The following is a 20,113-nucleotide window of genomic DNA, read 5'->3' on the forward strand; positions in this document are numbered from 1 at the left end:
TGGCTTGCGATGCGGGCGAGGACATCGGCGAGCCAGGCCTGGGGATCGACATCGTTGAGGCGGGCGGTCTGGATGAGGGTGTAGAGGACGGCAGCGCGTTGGCCGCCGCGATCCGAACCGCAGAACAGCCAGGCCTTCCGGCCAAGCGGCACGCAGCGAAGCGCGCGTTCAGCGGCATTGTTGGAGAGGCAGACCCGACCGTCTTCGAGGAAGCGCGTGAATGCGCCCCAGCGGCGCAGCATGTAGTTGATGGCTTTGGCGAGATCGTGGTTGCGGGACAGTTTTGCGTTCTGGGCGATGAGCCAGGCGTGGAGCTCCGTCATCAGCGGTGCGCTCAGCTCCTGGCGCACGGCGAGGCGTTCGTCGGCGTTCTTGCCATTGATGGCGCGCTCGATGTCGAACAGGGCATCGAGCCGCTGCACGGCTTCGAGCGCGATGGGGGAGATCATGCCGGTGCGCTCGCCGAGGCTTTTCTTGCGCGCGGCGCCCTCGACATCGGCGAGCTCGAAGAACTTGCGCCGTGCGTGAGCGAAACAGCCCGCCTCGAACACGGTGCCAGGCCGGCGACCGGGTGCATAGAGCTCGCCATATCCGCCATAGGCGTCGGCCTGCAGGATGCCCGCCCAAGACGCGAGATGTGCGCGCGGATGTTCGCCGCGCCGGTCGCGCGAATAATGAAACAGCGCAGCGGGCGGGTCGGCACCAGCGAACGGCCGGTCGTCGCGCACATAGACCCAGAGCCGGGCGACATCGGTCTTGTTCTTTGCCATGACGGGGACGGTCGTGTCGTCGCCGTGCAATCGAACGGCTGCCAGCATATGGGCCTCGATCAGCCGGTAGAGCGGCATCAGCGCGAAGGCGGCGGCGCCAACCTGATCGGCGAGCGTCGATATGCTGAGCGGCACGCCCTCGCGGGCGAACCGCTCGGCCTGGCGGTTGAGCGGCTGATGTTGGCCGTACTTCTCGAACAGCAGCATCGCGAGGAAGCTGGGGCCCGCCCAACCTCGCGGCACGACATGAAACGGTGCCGGTGGCTGGGAGATCGTCTCACAATCGCGGCACGACACCTTCTCCCGCACGGTCTGGATGACCTTCCACGACCTGGGGATCACCTCGAGTGTCTCTGTGACATCCTCACCGAGCTTCGACAGACGCGTGCCGCCGCAGGCTGGGCAGGAGCATGGCGCGGGAATGATGACGCGCTCGCGCGGCAGATGGTCGGGAAAGGGCTTCCTGACCGGACGCTTGCGCTCGAACGCGATGACGCTGGTCGCCTTGTCGGCGGCGGCCTCAGCCGCGGACGTGTCCTCGCTGGCGTCGGCCTCGAGATCGGCGAGCTCGAGCTCCATCTGATCAAGCAGGCGACGGCTGCGCTCGGCGCTGGGGCCATATTGCTCGCGCTTGAGCTTTGCGATCTGCAGCTTGAGATGCGCGATCATCGCCTCGGTCGCGCTGGCGCGCGCCTGGGCGTTGGCCAGTTGGGCCTCGACTGTGGCCGCGCGTTGCTCGGCGTCGCCGGCCTTTTTCAGTGCAACCGAAAGAAGCGCCTTCAGCGCTTCGACGTCGTCCGGAAAGGGCGAAACGGCCGCATCCATGGGCGTGATGGAATCACAAAAAGCCGCCCATTTAAAGTGAAAAAGACCTATCCAGCGCTCTGCGGACGCCAGCTGTACTGGGGGTTGCGCCAGTCGATCCCGTCGAGCAGGCAGGCGAGCTGCGAGGCGGTCAGCGACACGATCCCGTCGTTCGCCGAGGGCCATACGAAGCGCCCCTTCTCCAGCCGCTTCGCGTACAGAGACATGCCGATCCCGTCATGCCAGATGATCTTGATCAGCGCTCCAGCGCGGCCGCGGAACACATACAGATCCCCGCCGTGGGGATCGCGCTTCAGGCCCTGCTGGACCAGCAGCGCGAGGCCCTGCATCCCCTTCCGCATGTCGGTGTGGCCCATCGCGATCCACACCCGCGCGGTCGACGGGATCACCGCAACGCCTTCAGCGTCGCCGCGACCAGCGCAGGCGATGCCGACGCGAAAATGCTCATATGCCGTCCACGCGCCAGATCGACGACGATCACCGGAGCCAGGTTCAGATGCGATGACGGACGGTCCGCCATCATCACCGCCTCGACAAAACCCGGATCGGAAGATGCCGGCACCGGTTGTGCGGTCGCGTCCAGCATCTTGCGCCGCCACGTGTAGATCAGCGCCGTCGAGACGTCGTATCGGCGCGCGACCTGCGTCACGATCGCTCCCGGCGAAAACGCCTCACCCAGGATGCGCAGACGTTCGTCGTCGCTCCACCGCCGCCGCCGCTCAACGTCCGAATAGACCGCGACCTGCCCCAATTACTAGCTCCTGATCCTAAATCATTAGAAAATCGCTGGCAAAGATCAATGTGCCTGGTTCGACGTGAGCGAACGGTGTAGTTCCTAGCGGTCCACTCCCATCAGGATCGTAAAGGAGATTACCTTTTATAGGGTCGTAAAGAACGTGCGAGTCCGCCGTCGCCGCTTTAGTTCCAACTTGAAAATATTTTGAGTTCAGAACACCTGGGCCGGCCATGCCGGCAAACGCGCGCTGGGAAAGGTGGATCTTATCTTGGCCGGAGTTGAAGTCTAAGATGTTATCGATGTTAGTGTAACTCACCGCCGTATCAAAAACAAAAATATCATCGCCGCTGCCACCGATCAGTATATCATTCCCGAGTCTTCCGTAGAGAACATCATTTCCATCGCCGCCATCCAGGCTGTTGGTCATGTCGTTGCCATAAATACTGTTATCACTGGCCGAGCCGATCGCGCCTATCGCTTTGCCCGACAATAGTACTATAGTCTCGATCGACTGCCCACTGGCAGAAAAACCAATGGTTGCGTAGACGGTGTCATTGCCTTCACCAGTATTCTCTATCACTCGATCTCCAACATTGTCGACGTAGTAAGTGTCATTTCCCTTCCCCCCGGCCATAAAGTCGGATCCGGCCTGCCCGTACAATATGTTGTTCCCATCATTACCGTACAGGCGGTCGTTCCCATCCGACCCGCTAGCGACAATGTTGGCATCGCCGACTAAAAAAAGGGCTTCAATGTTGGTCCCTTGGAGACTGTATCCAATGGTGGAGTATAATATGTCGTTGCCTTCGCCGATCTTTTCAATCGCCTTATCGGCGAGATTGTCGACATAATATGTGTCGTCGCCCTTGCCGCCGGTCATGGTATCCGCACCGACACCGCCGTCGAGTACGTTGTTAGCGGCGTTCCCGATGAGGACATTATTCTGTGAGTCTCCGTAGGCCGAGATATTCGCCGAGCCCTCCAGCTGAATTCGTTCAAGCGATTGGCCCGCTTGCCGAAAGTCAACGGAGGCGCGGACGATGTCCCAACCCTGATTGGCGGATTCAGTGATCAAATCATTGACATTATCCACAAAGTAGATGTCATCGCCGAGCCCGCCGTTCATCATATCGGCGCCGATTCCGCCGTCCAGAATGTCGTTGCCCTTGCCACCAATCAGCGTGTCGCTGCCGCCCAGCCCCAGCAAATAGTTGTCACCGTCATTTCCGGTGACAAGATTGGAATAGTCATTGCCTCTTCCTGTGATGTTAGCACCGCCAATAAGAGTAAGGTTTTCCACTTCGTTAGGCAGCGTATAATTGACAGAACTAAAAACATAGTCCGTACCGCTCGCGACGGCTTCAACTACCTTGTCGCCAACATTGTCGACATAATAGATGTCATCCCCGCTGCCGCCGGCCATACGGTCCGCTCCCTGTTGGCCGTCCATAATATCTTTACCAGCCGTGCCCGTCAGGTCGTCGTTCCCCGAGGTGCCATAAGCTGCCTGAGTTGTTACCGTGGGGTTTGAATATACACGCACATAATCGACATTCATGTCATATACTGCGTGCGGGTCCTTTGAACCCTCCTCGCTCATTGCCAGGTTCAGTATCATGTAGAACGGCGTCTTAGAGTAATCGCTCGCGGCGACGCGCGCAACTTCCTTGCCATCGAAATAGGTGGTTATCCATTGCGGCGTTATCATCGTGCCGTATGTGTGAAAGCGTCCATCGAACATTGAGGCGCTAACGCGCTCGTAGTTGCCGCCAGCGGTCTTCGATGGAAGGTCAGATGTGCTTTTGCCTGGCGTGTAATGGATCGTGGTATGTAGCCCGGTGGGATCGCCAGAGTACGCCTCGACGGTGTCGATTTCCACACGGGCCGCAGTCGGATCTGTCGTACTTTCGTCGGAAATGAGCCAAAAAGCGGGCCACGCCCCGGCGCCGTCGGGGAACTTGGCTTTCATCTCAAAATAGCCGTACGCCTGTTTAAAGCCCTGCGAGCTGGAATCGACCGATTGCAACAAACCGCTTTGCCATACGCCGTCTTTCTGCAGCATTCGGATGGTGAGGACGCCGTCTGAAACGGAGAAGGGGTCAAGCGCGTTTGGGCCGCGTGCGAAGGATGCGCTGCCGAAATCGCTATGCACGCCCGAGAACCACGCCCCCTGCGTCACTCCGGTGGTAATGGACAGATCGTCGAACTCATCGTCGAAGGATATTGCGTAGCCGTCGAGATCGAGAGCGGTTCCGGCGAACTGTTCTGTCCATGTAACGGAGGGCGTTGGCATAATGGTGATCCGATATGAGTTCCAACCTCTTTTGGAGTTTGGAGGAGGCATTTTTCGTTGCATAGGTTGGTTAATGAGGCGTTATTTCTTCGCTCGTTTGAGACATTCGTCTATACAATAGGCTGAAAAGGGGCGTCAGCTAGCGCGACGCAACATGGTTCATCGAGACGGCGCGCGACGAACGAACCTGATGTATTGCGGATCGGACGGCCATCGGTCGGGCCGGAGAAGCTGCTGCGGACGTGCTGCTGCCATTGCTTATGGCATTCGATTGAAGCGGCAGCTCGTGGCACGGTTGGGTGCCGATCCGTCGCTCCCCTGTGAATTGCTTCCAAAGGTTGTGCCCGCGTCGCACGGCGGGGGTGATCTCATGGCGAGCCAGGAAGGATGGGTGCGGAACCGGCCCGGCAGAACCGCCGTCTATGGCGATGCGCGCGTCTCGTGAGTCGGATCAACGCGCCAGAAGAAGCGGCGAGGTTCCGGCTCGTTGTTTGATGACGGGTTCATCGCTGCCTGGAGGTCGACGACCGAAAGGAAGAAGTCGTTCTTCGGGCGCCGACATGTCAACTTGGCGAGGAATTCGTTCGCCCCGTTTATCCATGAACGTAACGTCGTCCGGAATGGAATTTCCCGCGCGGCCCTCGGAAAATCACGCGCGGAAGCTAGGCTACTTTTGTGCGTATAGTCGTGGACGATGACGCTCACGTTGTTAGCGGCCGGCAATTCGGCCCCGATAGCAATGAGGATGCCAACGAACTCCTATCGTCGGTGGCGATGCGTGTAGCGCGCGATCGCGGGGCTATCGAAAACGTTAAGCACTGCGACAGAGGATGTTTTTTGTGGATATAGTCTCGTCGTTGCACGTTGCACGGGACTGGAAGCTGTGTAAGCGCCCTTTCCGCTCCACCTCGCGGCCAGGTGAGTTGGGCTGTCGATCTGGACGTCCGCGCGCGCGTTCTATTGATTGACGAGATTCAAGCGAGTGCCGACGTCCGCAAGACGAGCGGGTGCCGCAGCGATCTTTCCCGGTCCGGCGGGCGCGTGAAAGCTCGGAGAGTTTCGAGGACGTCGGCGGAAGTGATCCGCCGGATTCGATAGCGCTTGAGCTCAGAAAGGAAATTCACTTATAATCATTCGGAGCCATCAATCGCGTGATCAGAGCAATTGTATCCTCAGCAACGCGACCTATTCCAATGTGGGAAGCTGCATAGGCGCGCGAGGCCTGCGCCATGGCGACCCTTCGTTCGACCGACAAAGCGAGCGCGGCCTCGATTGCATCTCGGAAGGCTTCAGGGTCAGAGCGTTCTACCAAAAATCCGGTTTCGCCGTGAATTACAACCTCCGCGCCGCTTGCTCCGAAAACGATGGGAATCACACCGGCAGACATCGCTTCCAGCAGAGCGTTAGATTGCCCCTCTCGCATAGACGCTGACAAGAAGAAATCGGTCGCTTCGAGGTATTGATAGACATCCGACACAAACCCGGGAAACTCCACTCTTGCGCTAACACCTGCCGCGGCCGCCGCCGCTTCTAGTCGTCCACGTTCAGGACCCTCGCCCAAAAAGGTGATGTCGAGTTGAACGCCTCCCCGGATAAGTGCCGAAGCCGCTTCCCAAAGAACACCGACGTTTTTGTCGGCTACCATTCGCCCCGACGAAAGAAAGCGCCGACCGCTCCGTCGTGCGATTGCAGATTGAATGTTTGATTTCTCAGGGAGTACGACGCCATTAGGGAAGCAAACGATCCGATCACTGGGTACCTTCAGGAGCACAAGATCCTCAGCGATCTGTTTACTATTCGCGACGAATGCACTGGTATTGCGCAAAAGGTACCGCTGGATCCATCTTCCGTAAAGGAATCGCTTCGCCCGCAAGGCCGCAAAATCGGAAGCGTCTCCACCGCCCCCTAATTTTATTAAAAAGGGTGCTCCAGAAGCGCGCGCAGCTAGAGCTGGGCCGAAGGCGTGGAGCCGAGCGTGAAACACGTAGACGGGCGTTGTCGGATCCAGACGTGGCGTGATGTGTTTTCGAAACCAAAATGTCCAAGCCAAGAAATCTAATATGTGGCGGCCCCCAGCGCTGGGGTACTTCCGAACACGAAAGCGCTCGATCCTCCCAAACGAGGTATTCTCAATGGACGGGGCGCTCGCCCAAGTCGTTGGTGCGATCAGCGTAACATCGACACCGCGGGCATGAAGTGCCTCAGCAAGGATCTGTGCCTGCCGCTCTGCTCCGCCGCGGCTATCTGGAAAATAGCCGGCCACAACAAGTGTCAGGCGTTGAACCGAAGAGCGGGCGGTGGTCTCAGTCATTTGAGGGCTGCCTTGATAAATTGGCCATGGTTCTCGAAATCGGGCCGGCCGGCCGGCCGGCCGAGCGTGACATGCGTTCTGGTGCCCTTATACGGCTCCAGCCGCCTGCGCTCGGCGCTTCGCCTCCAGCCTCGCACTGAAGCGATTCAGCTTATCCCTGAAGGGAACTTCAATTGTGCGATAGGTTAAACCAGCAATCGCAATCACTATGAAAAGGTATACTAGCGCAAGCGCATCCATTTGCCAGCGATGACCGGTATCAATAAGGAAACCTGATTCCCCGACGCCTTGCTTAAGAATCTGAGTGCTCGTCTTCGCTTGAATCACGCGCGCAGCCGCATTGAGAACGGTTCCTACCGCAAAATGTACCATATATATCGAATACGAAATCTTCCCGAGGTAGACCAATGGGCGCTTGTCCAAAATTCGTGCACATCGACTTGATTTACCGGACAAGACGATCACGAGGAGCGCGAAAATCAAAGGATTGAGTATGGTTTTCATAGGGATAACGTCGAAGAAAGTCGCGCACGCAGCCGCTGCTGAGAAAATCTCGATAAATCTGTTCGTGCCAAGCGAAGGAAAGCGAGGGCGCACCATTGAGTGCGATAGCACCCCGATAAAAAAGCAATAAACACAGAGAATAGCTCCTTGACCTCGAATAGTTTTCAAGGGAGCTCCCAAAGCTTCGTTTAGAGCGAGAGCTGCACCGCTTCCCGCAACTAATAGAAGTGCTATTAATGGCGCGCTATTTTTACGCATCACCACAACGAAAAATATCAGATAAGTCCAAAGCTCGGTGCTGATAGTCCAGCTCGGGCCATTCCAAGTAAAATCTCGAAAAAATCCAAGACCGTTGATCAGCAATACGCCACCCAACAGTGCGGAATAGGAGTTAGCGCCGGAGAATGCTGGAACGCCGGCCGCTAGCGTTGAGCGGCTAACAATAATCAGCTTCACGCATTCAAGTAAAAAAAGCGCCAATAGCATGGCGATGTGAAGCGGATAGAGCCGACCAATTCGGCGAACCGCGAAAGGAACGAGATCGTCTATGCTAGACAATTTTCTGCCATACGCATGCATCATGACGAAACCGCTGAGGACAAAGAAATATGTGACCCCGAGTCCGCCATTTCGAACAGGTAACAAATTATAGAAATAGCCGTTTGCGCTTAAATGAACCAACGCAACGAGCAACGCACAGATACCACGACAGCTTTCAAGCGCCGCGAATTTTTCAGACTTGGGCTCTTCGCTGGCTCGCTCCGCCGAATCGCCTTGATAATCATCGATTGAGTGACGGCCTACCATGATACCTCAACATTTGCGGTTGCCGATCAAGGCATGTGCGATTTAAACTGAGCGACCGGGGCGAGTTCGAAGCTTGCCGATCACCCCTTGCATCCGCATGAGATTCTCGCTCGCCCCGCAGTATCGGCCCGGGATAGCGCGCTAACCTGGACGCCTGCCGTTCGCACAGCGCAACTAAACCGACCGCCACTCTTTTAGCATACGATCGGAGCTCGTCGGGAGCAAGCGCGGGAGCGCGGGCAAATGGCCGGATCACGCCTATTAGAGGCGGGCGACTCGCACGATTTAGCAAGGGTCGCTCCGCGACCCGATCAAGGCCCCACGTAAGCGCGAACATAGTCCGCGTTCATCATCAGCGGCTCTTGAGGCGTGGACGCCTCCTTAGGTAAAACCGCGAGAGTCAGTAACGCATAGTAATCCGCGCTGAACTGCGGCGGCAAAACGACCTTTGAGATCTCCTGCCGATCCATATAAATGTGCAGGATAAGATCGGACGTCATCTGGGCGCCATAGGTGTGCCATTCGCCGTCTTGCAACGCTGGGATCCCGCGGTAATTCGACTGGCCAGAATGTGCACGATCGCGCGGCCATACGTGGACACCCTGATGGTGGCCTTTAGGGTCACCGCCATACCACTCGATCACGTCGATTTCCGTGTGACCGTCGTTGCCTTGAGGCGATAAAAGCCAGAAAGCGCCCCAAAAGCCGGGCTCCGCTCCTTTTGGTAATCGAAGACGAGCCTCGAAGTAACAGCTCCGACAAGCAAAGCCGCGCTTGCCGAAGGACGCTTTACCCGCGGATTGAGCAGCGTTTGCGCTTTGCACTGACCCAGAGTGCCAAACGCCATCGCGGCGAAAAGCGCGGAGCGTAAGCAGTCCATCGTGAATTTGGTAAGAACGGCTGCCGGGCTGATCGAAGAGGCCGGCTCCATAAGGCGCGTGAACAGGAGCAAACATCTTTGGCCCGTTTAGAGAATCTTCATCAAATTCCTCACTGAAAATTAGCCGCATCGCGTCAACGTCGAGAGAGGCGCCGGCAGAAGACTGGTCCCATTTGACGTTCAGGCTGCCGGCAGCCCTGAGAATGGTGGGATAGGAGACACTTATCGCCGACATAGCTGCAAAGGCAGCCACTGAGCGAAGGCGCGACGTCTCGGAGCGTAATCGGCGTTGAACACAGCTCCTCTTCGACTGGGCTATCAAGATCGACTTGAACCCGACCATGCCCATTCGCTGCATACCAGCTAGCAACCACACAGCGGCCACGCGCATCCAATATGTGCCTAGCCGGCGCCGCCTCGGTTGTGCAGGTTGCGTCATCGATGTAACACTCCAGGCGTAGAGAGAGGCCAACCATACCCTCAAATAATGCTACGTCGACGCAAAACCAGTTTCTTACGACGCGCGCTAGCGATGTTCTCGAAAAGACGTTGCATCGTGCCCATTACGAGAGGGATGGCGCAACGAGCGAAGGTGGGGCCGTTAGGGGAGCACTATCCAAAACGTGCGGCGAAAGGCAAAAGCAAAAATGCCACTCTGACGCACGAACACCGCGGGCGGATTATAATTTTTTTCGATCAAAGATAGCTGTGGTTGCGGCGGCATTGGAGACAGAGGTCGTATGGCGGTAGGTTTGACGATTGTTCACATCCAAACTCGTTTCGCGCGGGCGGGCGCCGAGGAGAATACATGGGCCTGTTGCGTCCATCAGGCGGGGCTGGGCCATAGAGTAATCATACTTTGCGGACCCGATTCTAACATCGAATTTTATGAAAGCATGAATCAGAAAGTCTCGTTGCGTCTAGTCCCTTCTCTCGTGCGCGAAATCTCTCCAAAGAAAGACCTCCGTTGCTATCGGGAGATTCGCGACCTTCTAAAGGAAATAAATCCTGACGTTGTCCATACCCACACAAGCAAGGCAGGAATAATTGGACGGGCCGCTGCGGCATCGGCGCTTGTCCCTACGGTAATTCACGGCGTCCACATCTTGCCGTTTAGTAATATCGGATTGTTCCAGAAGTTGCTTTACCTAACCGCAGAGCATATAGCGGCGCTATGGACTAATTATTTTGTTCACGTAAGTTATGGAACGCGTGACGCGTATCGCGTTGCAAGGATAGGTTCGAGAAGGCCGCATATGGTCGTTCGTTCCGGGATGGAGATCGCCAAATTTGTGGCGGCACCTTGGCCTGAGGACTGGAGATCGATCTTAGGAATTCCCGTGGGTACGGAAAAACCGAAGGTGCTGCTGATGATGGCAGCACTTGAGAGGCGCAAGCGGCATCACGAATTTCTTGACGGATTTGCGGCAGCCACTGCTCCCGGGGAACCTATAAGGGTCATTTTCGCTGGCGAGGGCGAAGAGAGGGAAAATCTTGAAGCGCACGTCCAGAAGCTTGGATTGAATGATCGGGTAAAGTTCGTAGGCCATCGGCCGGACGCGGAGAGACTCGTGGCATTAAGCGACATTGGAGTTCTTTCATCGTTAAGAGAGGGGCTGCCTCGGGTGGTCGTTCAGTATTTAGCTGGAGGCAAGCCGTCGATCGTAAGCCCGCTTCGCGGAATTGAAGAAATCGTAAAAACTGGCGTCAATGGGATAATTTTAAAAAATACGAGTGCTAGCTCTGTAGCTCGAGAGGCCGTGAATGTGGCACGGGACACCTCGATGCTTGAATTTCTGACAAAAGGAGCTGAACTTACGGAGGTTAGCGGCTGGTCCAAGGCGGCGATGTTTGATCAGCTTGACAGAGCTTACGTTGAAGCTTTGGGGACGTCCTATAATTCTATTGGTCCCTCTGAAGAGCAGTGACATTGCTTGCCGCTCGGCTTCCTTTCGCATTTGATGGCGAATATAACCCGGCTGACAGCGCGAAGTTGTATCGACCGATTTATGGCGGAGTACTGCGCTGAAGCTTCGAGACCTCACCGGAAATACTAGGCGCCTGTTCTTTGGCGATGCGCCAACCGGGTCCTTCCAAGATTTGCGCACCTACCAGCCTCAGGCGGCCTCTCAGACGACCTAACAGGCGTGCTCTCAGATAGGTTGAGGCACATGACTGATGGTATGGTCAGGCGTTACGAGGATGGCGAGGTTCTCTCCGGCGTTAAGCGCCGGAGGCGATGGACACCAGATGAGATCACTGCGGGTTGAAACCGTCAGGTATGACTACTATGCCCTTGCGGATAGGCGGTAATACCGTCGACGTCATTGTCGGTTAAGCAGGCCACTTCAAGGCCGGCGATGCTGATCCACCGTTGCGTTCGCTTCGATGGCATGCGTAGGGTCGGTCGGTGCTCAGGTGATCCAATGTCCCCAAATGTAAATCCGATTGATAAAGACCCTAATTCTGCCATAATTAATATGTCGGGGAAGACGCGGTTGCGCGAGGGGCGTTTCTCGCCGAGGCATTACCTGCCGACACCGAGTTCGAGCGTTTACAAACAGCTCCCCGGGGCCTGGATCCCTGAGGTGCTTTTGTTCGGTTGCTACATATCCCTTCTTTATAAGATCACGGGTTTGGGTGCGATCTTATTTACGTTGACGGCCTTGGCTATGTTTCTCCGGCCATACCGAATCTGGAAGTTTTCGTGGCCGGTGGCAGGGTTGGCGGTAGCCTATGTCGCGTTATCTACGGTTACTGCCATGCGCATAAATACCGGCGTCGGCCTAGAGAAAACGGCTCAATTTATGGTCGTGGTATTGTCGGCGTCATTCGCTGTCAGGCACATCTTTATTCTGAACTCTGATGAGCGCTTCAAGCTCCTTAAGCATTTCACAATACTAAATATATTTGTCTTGGCGCACGTCATCGCATATCATATTTTTCGAGGCTACTTTACAACCTGGAAATATTTGTTCGACACAAAACTCGTATTCTCGGTCGGCGTAGTGCTGCTTTTTATGTTCGAGGATAGAATACGCTCATTCTCATCGAGCGTATGGTATATGACGCTTTTGTCATATGCTGTAATTGTGTTAGCGAGCGGTGAGCGGAAGGCGTATTTGTTATTGGCGCTTATCTTCTTATTTTCGAAAGCCAGCGCGAAGACAGTGCTGGCGGTGACGCTGATGTCTATCGCACTGGCGACCGCCTTTGTCTCTCTTTCGCACGGAACGTATGTCGCACGTCAGCTGACGAGCGCTGATCGAAGTCTAGATGCGATGCCGACAAGAGCTTTTTTTTCCGACGCATCTATCGCTGAACATAGCGACATGAGCCGTGCCTTCACCAATCGTATGGCAGATAAACTGTTCGCCGAGCACCCGGTATTCGGTGCGGGGGCAACAGGTTATCAAGCATGGGCGATAAAGACTTACGGTCCTCTCACCCGAACCAATCAATTGCCTATGAACGTTCATGGCGAGCGACACCGCATACCAGCGGAGAGCGGCTGGATCGGAGTTGTGGTGGCTGTACTGCTGCTGATCGTCGCAGCTATCCGAGTCATCCGTTATTTGATTCTTAACGGCGGTTCTTCGGCAACGTCCTTGAGCCGGTCCAGCGCTTATCTGTACCTATTTTCTGTCTGCTATTGCTATAGCGAAGCGATTGATACTACGCTGCTGACGACCGTAGTTATATTCGGCTTTGTATGCGCCGGTCTAGACCAGCCTGTTTTCGATGGACTGCTGCGGCGGTCCCGTCGACGGGGGCCCACGCCGCTCCTATCAGCGCACAAAGAACGTGCGCGTGTGGGTGCACTTCGGCTCGATCGATCTCTTCGCGTCAAGCGACATTATTAAAGAGTCGCGGCAGCTCGCCTGGCCTTCATTCTGGCCCCGGCTTGACTGCCGCTCCTGCGCGATCGTGCAGGCGCCTGACCCGCACGGATCATCGAGGGCGGTATTCCGACCGAGGCGCTGATCGCGCAGGTGCTGGTTTCCAAGTACGGCGAACACCTGCCATTGTACCGGCAGGCCCAGATTTATGCCCGGCAGGGCGTACAGCTCGACCGCTCGACACTCGCCGACTGGGTCCGGCGAGCCGCTTGGTATCTGCGCCTCTTACGCGATCATATTCTCTCGCGACTGCGACGTTGCCGATGAGACGACTGCCACCGTGCTTGATCCCGGCCGTGGGCGGACCAAGACTAGGAAGCCCTGACCAAACTCGCCGACGGGCACCCCGCCAACAACGTCGGCAGCTTCATGCCGGGAAATGCCGTGGGCTGACAACATTCTTACCGCGCGGCAAGCGGTTCTGATGCGTCACAAAACTCGTAATCTGCTGGTCGACAACGTTCCGCACAGATCAACGCTCTGCGAGCTCACGTATCGGAGTATAGCACTGCCACCGGCAAAGGGCCTTCTGGCGTCGGCGCGCTGGTGAAGCTGTAGCACGACGGGCAGGCTGAGTTGCCGGCGGATGCTCGATCTGCGCGACACACCATCGGTGCGCATTTGCGACCTCTGGCAAGCGAGATCGACTCGCTGGAATCCCAGATTTTCGCCTGGCAGCGAGCCGATGACACCAGCCGTCGGATCGCTACGATCCCCGGCATCGGCCCGATCACGGCGTCGGCAATCGCGGCGGCTGTTCTCCAAGCATCACTGTTCCGCTCCGGGCGACAGTTCTCAGCATGCCTAAGGCTAACCACCACGCCCATGGCTCAGGCGGCAAAGAGCGGCTCAGCGGGATTAGCAAGTAGGGCGACGATACTTTCGCAAGCTGCTGTTCGTCGCCGCGACGGGGGTTATGCGGATGGTTCGGATGACGCGAGCCGCCATCCATGGCTAGCACGGCTCCTCGAGCGCAAGCCGGCGAAGATCGCGATCGTCGGGCTCGCCAACAAGACAGCGCGTATCACCTGGGCGGTGATGGCGCGAAACGAAGTCTACGCCGCAGCAGCCGTGGGACCGCTATCCTCTTCGCCCGCTGAAACGGGCGACGGGTGGTGCAAGAGTAGCTGAGTAGTGCTGACGAACCGATTAAACCGGGGATCGAACAAGCTCACGGGAGCAGAGCGCTTCGGCGTTCCGAGCGCGTTGACCTGTTTCCGGACTCGATCCGCGAACTTCATCAGGGCTAGCTCAATGGCCGCTGCGCGGAAACGCGGACAGGCCGAACACATGCATACTCCCGACCGGTGTTCATCGCTGCACGAAAGCTCCTGCACTGCGGGAACAGTCCAGACCGGCGCTCTGCGGACGCCGGCGGTACTGCGGATTACGCAGTCGAGCCCCCCGAGCTGGCAGACGAGCTGAGGTGCGATAAGCAACGCGATCCCGTTCTTCGCCTTGGGCTCCATGATAGGGTGATAGGGCCTTCCTTGAGTCGCTGCGCGCACAGGGACATGCCGATCCAGTCGTGCCGCATGGTCTCGATCAGCGACCGTGCGCGCCCATGAAGAACGTGGAAATCGTCTGCATGGGGATCGTGGCTCAGGCCCTGCTGGAGTTGCAGCGCTAACCCGTGGATCCACTTCGTCATGTTGGTGGGCCCGTCGCGATCGACGCCCGGACGCTCGAAGGGATCATCGGAGTGCCCGCAACGCTGCGGCTATCACCGCGGCTGGCGCGGAACGCAAAAAAAATGGTGGGCTGTCGGCGTCCTGGCAGATCGATGACCATCGCCGGCGCCATGCCTGATGTTGCGGTTCGCGCGTCATCAATCCACACTGCTTCCGAAAAGGCGAGCGCCCGCGCGTTCACCCCTGTGGCGGCTGCCGGGAGCTTGCGCCGCCAAGTGTAGATCTGCCTCGTCGACCAATCGTTGCAACTCGCCACCTCGGCGATAACGGCGCCCCGCACGAACGGCCGAAACAAAGTTCCTACTCGCTCCCCGTCGCGCCAGCGCCGCCGCCCCTCAACGTCCGAGTAGATCGCGACCTGCCTCATTGAAGGGGACCTCTTCAATGATCTTGCGGGCTCATGGTGTCAGATGAGAACAAGGTATGATTGACGGTATGACCAGGCGTTACAGGGGGCGCGAGGCCCTCTCCGAGATGCACCCCGGAGGCGATGGAAACCGGTTTCTTTTACCGGGATTCTGAATCGACTTTCGACGTACGCTGACCCCCCGCCTTTTTTTGAGCAGCTCTCATCAAAAACTGTTTGTAGGTGGGGATAAGCAGACGGGAGGCGTAATAAGACAAATGATTGTCATCGGTGTAAGCAAGATTGCCATTGATTAAGCCGTAGCAGGCGCGGGCGTCACAGAGTTTGGAGGCGTAGCTCGCAACCTGCACGTTTGGCAGATTACCAAGCCTGTCGAGCACCCCTCGATAAGACGCTTCCATAGCCCGGAAATTCTGGATCGGCACAGTCGGAGCAAAATTGTGATAATGAAACAGTCTTGCACGCGTCGCAGCGTTTGCTCCGAATAACGGCGAATTCGCTGATGAAGCTATCAATAAAAATCGGCGTTTTGGATAGCGCATAATAAGCGTGCGGAGCCCGAGCTCAACCGAGCTAGAACTGGCGACCCGTCGGCCATCGCTGCTTAAATAGCCGTCGATCGTCACGGCTTGCCGCCAATAGATCGGAATGATAATACTATTAATCTCCGGATGCCCGTCAAGAACGTGCACCGTCAACCTGTTTAAGTAACGGTATTTGCTTTGCTCGCCGACCTTTTCAAAGCCGAGGAGGGGACGATAGCCCGTTGCGGTAATCTGGTAGCCGGCCTGGCCAACCGCGCGCGCCGCATCAAACACGGCCGGCGCCGCCGCGTCACCATGACTATCTCCAATTACAACGAAGTTCGGCTTAACTCCGGGAGCGCCCAGTACACACAACGTTTCGACTGTCCGCTTTCGATCATAAGCAAGGCCGCATTCTCGATGCGGGCCCTGAAAGGTGCTTTTGTCCGCCGCCCTAACAACAGCTACGGGAAAGCGGCCTTCCCAGCCGTGACGTGCAACCAGGAAGCCGGCAATCGACAAGACGGCCAAGACCGAGCTTGTGATGATAAATAATGTCTGGCGCCCCATGACCGCGCCAGTTCGTCGGAAAGGACGCTCCACGTAGCGCCATGATAGCGTCGCCGCGCCGACAGAGGCCGCCACGATCGCAAATTTTTGGGCGAGGTTGACATCAAGCAAACCATAGCGCGTGTAAACGATGATCGGCCAATGCCAGAGGTAAAGCGAATAGCTTATTAACCCGACAAATCGAAGAAGGGGGTGCGCGAGTAACCGCCCAGCCGAGCTCATGCTATCGCCAAGCCCGGAATGAATAATCAGTGCGGCCCCAAGCACGGGCGGTACAGCACTGATGCCGGGAAACGGAGTATTGGGACCATAGGCGAAGATGGGAACAATCAGCAAAAAGAGTGCGAATGCACCCTCGATCTCAGCAATACGGCGGCTCGTTGGCCCGCGCAAACCGCTGGCTACCAGTGATCCGGCCAGTAATTCCCACGCCCGTGTCGGCAACAGATAGAAATTGGCGACCGGTGACCGTACCGACGCGTAGATGCTTAGCGCGAGTGAGAGAACGAAAAGAACAGCGAGTAACTTGGTAATAGAGCGATCACGCATAAATCGGTGGAGGATTGCGAGCAGGACTGGGAAGAAGATGTAAAACTGCTCCTCAACCGCCAATGACCAGGTGTGTAAAAGAGGCTGCCGTTCGCTAGGCAATCCGAAATAGTCGCCACTAAGAGACCAGAACGTCAGATTTGATACGAACAAGCATGCTCCCCACATACTTGTACCAAGATCGACCATGTCGAGCGGCAGCAGCATCAAGGCGCCGACTAAAAAGGTCAATAGCAGCATTGCAAACAATGCTGGCATAATCCGACGTATCCGCCGCTCGTAGAATGCGGCTATGCTGTAGGTTTGAGCGCGGAAATCATTGTTTAGGCTAGATGTAATCAGAAAGCCTGAAATAACAAAAAAAACGTCGACACCGACGTAGCCACCCGAGAAGCTCGAAAAGCCGGTGTGGAAGAGCACGACCGGCAAAATTGCTATGGCGCGCAAGCCGTCGATGTCGGACCGATATCGGTTCATATTAGCGGTCCGCCCCAGACTATCATACGTACCGGAGCCCCGGCTCGGGCCCGCGTGACGCGGCGCAACATATCGCAGTTTTTGCGCATGCAGCAAGGCTTTACCGAAGGCGGTATCGCTGCTAGATTAGAGTCACGGGGGCCGTATACGTTAAAGCTGATTGTCACGGGCGCTAGTTGCGGCAGCTTCAATACGACTTGAAGTAAGCGACTACTTATCGAGCTTGCCTCGTCGTTCGAATCCTTGCGGCGCGAGGCATGGCAGCGGTGAACGAGGCTGTTCCTGCTGGGCTAATAGGCTCAGGACTCGTTAATGACAGCCAGAATATGGCAGTGGCGGCGATCGCGATGGCTTGACATGATGGTGTGAGCGTGGCGCGCGTGGCTGCGCCGCCAGGCCTTGAGTTTGCCGAACATGATCTCGATCTTCTGGCCGGGTCGGTAGAGAGCCGCATCGTGCGGCAGGGGATCTTGCGATTAACCTTGGAAGGGATGCAGGCGGTGATGCCGCGCGCGGCAAGCGCCTGGCGCAGCCAGTCGGCATCATACCCTCTGTCGCCGAGCAGGAACTTGGCCCGTGGTAGCGCGTCGAGGATCAGCGCCGCACCTTTGTAGTCACTCATCTCGCCTTTACTGAGCAGCATGTCGAGCGGGCGGCCGTGGCCGTCGCAGACGGCATGGAGCTGGAGTCCAGGCAACCTTTGGTGGGCCCGATACGTCTGGGAACATTCCCTTTTTAAGCAGGCTGGCCGCCGTCCGATGCGCCTTCAGATGGGTAGCGTCGATCATCAGCTGATCCGGCTGGCCGCCCTTCACCGCGAGCGCCGCAAAGATACGGTTGAACGCCTCCAGCCGGCTCCAGCGGATGAAGCGGTTGTAGATCGTCTTGTGCGGACCGTAGGCTGCCGGCGCATCCCGCCAGCGCAGTCCGTTCCTGATGACAAAGATAATGCCGTTGACCACACGTTGATCGTCCACACGCGGTACAACACGCGACAACGGAAAATGCCGCTCGATCCGGCGCATCTGCGCCTCCGACAGCCAGATCAGATCACTCATGGCAGCCCCTCCTCGAACCGCCATTGAATCAACCATCGCCACCTTGGTGACCCAATTACCAGTTCCTAAGCCTAAGCCTGTTTCTTTTGTTTGCACGGCAACCGCGGTTTGCGGGACCGCCATACTAGTCTACGCCAGCGGTGCTCTGCGGAGGCTGTGTGACGGTGTACAGCCCTTTTTGGGTGGTATACCAACGAGCTTTGAGGGCAGTTTTCATGCCGAGTCGGGGGGCTCATATTGCAGCGCTACGCTTTTCTAGATAGCCTCAGGGGCATTGCGATCCTCGGCGTCGTGATGACGCACGTGGGTCAATCCGTTGCTGGCTTACCGCCCTATTTTGCTGCGTTCACTCACTTCGGATTACGTGGCGTCCAGTTGTTCTTTATGGTTAGTGCGTTGACCTTATGCCTTGTTGCGAGGGAAGACAACTTTAATCCCATACAGTTTTATCTGAGGCGTTTTTTTCGTGTCGCCCCAATGTTTTATTTAGCCGCAATATTTTATCTGCTTTGCCCAAAACTTTTTGGTATTAGTTTCGCATCGAACGAAGTCTGGGCGGTGGACGCGATCACAACATTCCTGTTTGTCCATGGCTTCAATCCACATGGAATCAACAACGTTGTTCCAGGCGGTTGGAGCATAGCCTCCGAGGCCATTTTCTATGCGATATTTCCGTGGATCGTGCTCTCTCTCGCCTTGTCCAGACGGTGGGTCATTCTGACAGTATTATCCTTCGCGGTAGCCTTTGCCAACGCGGCAATACCGAGCGTCCTTAACATTGTAGATGCTAGCTGGCGAGATTTCTTTCACTTCAACTTCCTGACGAATGCGCCGTCTTTCGCGACGGGAATCTTATTGTTTTTAGCTCTAAAGAGAGTTGGCCCGAAGAGTGAGAATAGCCGGGTGGCGATGATCGGAAGCGCCCTTGTGGTAAGTTCCGCGATTGCCGTGAGTTTTCTTAGTGACGTTCTGCCCGGCGCGCAGCTTTTCATGGTGCCAGCGTTGGGCGGGGTGACCTTCGTCGCCGCTCGCTACGAGTGGCCAATCCTTGTCAATAGATTTCTGTCTTTCTTTGGTGAGACCAGCTTTAGCATTTATCTTGTTCACTTCGGAGTTCTGCATTGGCTGATTGCGGTCGCTCCAGTCATTGGTTCATCGGCTGGCCAATTTGTAATCCTCTATGTTTTTACTTTAATAATTTCGGCGTTTATAGGCATAATCTGTTATAAATGCGTAGAGAGGCCGATGGTTAAAATTGGAAGACGTATTGGCGATCGAGTCGCGGAATGTGAAGGTGCGCGCAAAAAAGTTATGGCTCCGCCGACAGTCAGGTAGGGTAGGGCCGAAAATTTGGCCTTGCACCTGGGGAGGGAAGCGTCGCTATGCTTGATCATGACGCGGGCGCTAACCGGCCTCTCGTAATTAAATCCTGACCCGACGGCGGTTGAACGTAAACCGCCGCGCGCGACAGTCGGGACATCGGGTCTTGAACGTCGAGCAGTGTTGGCTCTACAGGCGTCGAAAGCGATCGGAACGAAAGGCAGGCGCGTGGCAGAGCTGCGCGCACGGACAAGATAGTGATGTCGGCGACTCTGCGGAGAGCGGTTCAGTTGGCGGCAGTTTGGGATGACCTCTCAGCGTCGCAATCGACTAGAACAGTCCTGCTGTCATCGGCGGGTCGAAGCCTGCGCGCACCTGTGTAGATGGTGCTGGTGTTCTTTGGGGCGAAGGCGCGGCCGTGGTTGTCGCGGCCGGCAATCGTGATATGACGCGCCGTTGTTCTCCGCTCCCCGCCTCGGCCGGCGCGCACGGCTGTTCCGCATCAGTGCAGATCTACGTGTCGCCTTTGGCG

At 56.8% G+C, this 20,113-nt stretch carries 13 protein-coding genes and 2 pseudogenes; 5 read left to right on the plus strand and 10 right to left on the minus strand.

Features of this window, described 5'->3' with window-relative positions; genetic code table 11:
* From tnpC to Q4F19_RS17025, 7 genes are all read right to left on the minus strand, one after another.
* A partial coding sequence (gene tnpC / locus Q4F19_RS16995; protein WP_303545567.1) for an IS66 family transposase occupies positions 1-1,595 on the minus strand: 1,595 nt, incomplete at its 3' end.
* A gap of 47 nt (positions 1,596-1,642) precedes the next feature.
* Positions 1,643-1,984 carry an IS66 family insertion sequence element accessory protein TnpB gene (gene tnpB, locus Q4F19_RS17000; protein ID WP_303545057.1) on the minus strand — a complete coding sequence of 114 codons (342 nt, stop codon included), beginning with the start codon at positions 1,982-1,984 and terminating at the stop codon, positions 1,643-1,645.
* Positions 1,981-2,346: an IS66-like element accessory protein TnpA gene (tnpA, locus tag Q4F19_RS17005; RefSeq protein WP_303545060.1), complete on the minus strand. Its 366-nt coding sequence runs from the start codon at positions 2,344-2,346 to the stop codon at positions 1,981-1,983. Before tnpA ends, tnpB (Q4F19_RS17000) begins: the two co-directional genes overlap by 4 nt.
* A gap of 16 nt (positions 2,347-2,362) precedes the next feature.
* Entirely contained in the window at positions 2,363-4,624 is a 2,262-nt protein-coding gene (locus tag Q4F19_RS17010) for a family 16 glycosylhydrolase (RefSeq protein ID WP_303545063.1), read from the minus strand.
* A gap of 1,120 nt (positions 4,625-5,744) precedes the next feature.
* Positions 5,745-6,935: a glycosyltransferase family 4 protein gene (locus Q4F19_RS17015; RefSeq protein ID WP_303545066.1), complete on the minus strand. Its 1,191-nt coding sequence runs from the start codon at positions 6,933-6,935 to the stop codon at positions 5,745-5,747.
* A gap of 87 nt (positions 6,936-7,022) precedes the next feature.
* Positions 7,023-8,246 carry an acyltransferase family protein gene (locus tag Q4F19_RS17020; protein ID WP_303545068.1) on the minus strand — a complete coding sequence of 408 codons (1,224 nt, stop codon included), beginning with the start codon at positions 8,244-8,246 and terminating at the stop codon, positions 7,023-7,025.
* A gap of 311 nt (positions 8,247-8,557) precedes the next feature.
* The gene (locus tag Q4F19_RS17025; RefSeq protein WP_303545071.1) at positions 8,558-9,379 is read right to left on the minus strand and encodes a glycoside hydrolase family 16 protein; all 822 of its coding nucleotides are present in this window, start codon (positions 9,377-9,379) and stop codon (positions 8,558-8,560) included.
* 487 nt (positions 9,380-9,866) lie between these two features.
* Here Q4F19_RS17025 and Q4F19_RS17030 point away from each other — a divergent pair, with 487 nt between their 5' ends.
* The 4 genes and pseudogenes from Q4F19_RS17030 to Q4F19_RS17045 all read left to right on the plus strand — a co-directional run bounded on the left by Q4F19_RS17030 (position 9,867) and on the right by Q4F19_RS17045 (position 14,156).
* Positions 9,867-11,054: a glycosyltransferase gene (locus tag Q4F19_RS17030; protein ID WP_303545073.1), complete on the plus strand. Its 1,188-nt coding sequence runs from the start codon at positions 9,867-9,869 to the stop codon at positions 11,052-11,054.
* 729 nt (positions 11,055-11,783) lie between these two features.
* Positions 11,784-12,989, plus strand: a complete 1,206-nt coding sequence (locus Q4F19_RS17035; protein ID WP_303545075.1) for an O-antigen ligase family protein — start codon at positions 11,784-11,786, stop codon at positions 12,987-12,989.
* A gap of 34 nt (positions 12,990-13,023) precedes the next feature.
* Positions 13,024-13,338: pseudogene (locus tag Q4F19_RS17040) on the plus strand (IS66 family transposase); the annotation flags it as partial.
* Between the two features lie 308 nt (positions 13,339-13,646).
* The gene (locus Q4F19_RS17045; RefSeq protein WP_303545569.1) at positions 13,647-14,156 is read left to right on the plus strand and encodes a transposase; all 510 of its coding nucleotides are present in this window, start codon (positions 13,647-13,649) and stop codon (positions 14,154-14,156) included.
* A 256-nt stretch (positions 14,157-14,412) separates the two neighbouring features.
* Here Q4F19_RS17045 and tnpB (Q4F19_RS21515) read toward each other — a convergent pair whose 3' ends face one another.
* The 3 genes and pseudogenes from tnpB (Q4F19_RS21515) to Q4F19_RS17055 all read right to left on the minus strand — a co-directional run.
* The gene (gene tnpB / locus Q4F19_RS21515) at positions 14,413-14,676 is read right to left on the minus strand and encodes an IS66 family insertion sequence element accessory protein TnpB (protein WP_431312420.1); all 264 of its coding nucleotides are present in this window, start codon (positions 14,674-14,676) and stop codon (positions 14,413-14,415) included.
* A gap of 547 nt (positions 14,677-15,223) precedes the next feature.
* Positions 15,224-17,203, minus strand: a complete 1,980-nt coding sequence (locus tag Q4F19_RS17050) for an acyltransferase family protein (protein WP_303545077.1) — start codon at positions 17,201-17,203, stop codon at positions 15,224-15,226.
* 316 nt (positions 17,204-17,519) lie between these two features.
* Positions 17,520-18,261, minus strand: a pseudogene (locus Q4F19_RS17055) (IS5 family transposase); the annotation flags it as partial.
* A gap of 237 nt (positions 18,262-18,498) precedes the next feature.
* On the opposite strand from Q4F19_RS17055, the gene Q4F19_RS17060 reads away from it, so the two are divergent.
* A complete protein-coding gene (locus Q4F19_RS17060) occupies positions 18,499-19,596 on the plus strand; it encodes an acyltransferase family protein (protein ID WP_303545080.1) in 1,098 nt (365 codons plus the stop codon).
* Positions 19,597-20,113: the final 517 nt, after the last annotated feature.

It is taken from the genome of Sphingomonas natans (assembly GCF_030546695.1).
GTDB classification, from domain to species: Bacteria; Pseudomonadota; Alphaproteobacteria; order Sphingomonadales; family Sphingomonadaceae; genus Sphingomonas_I; species Sphingomonas_I natans.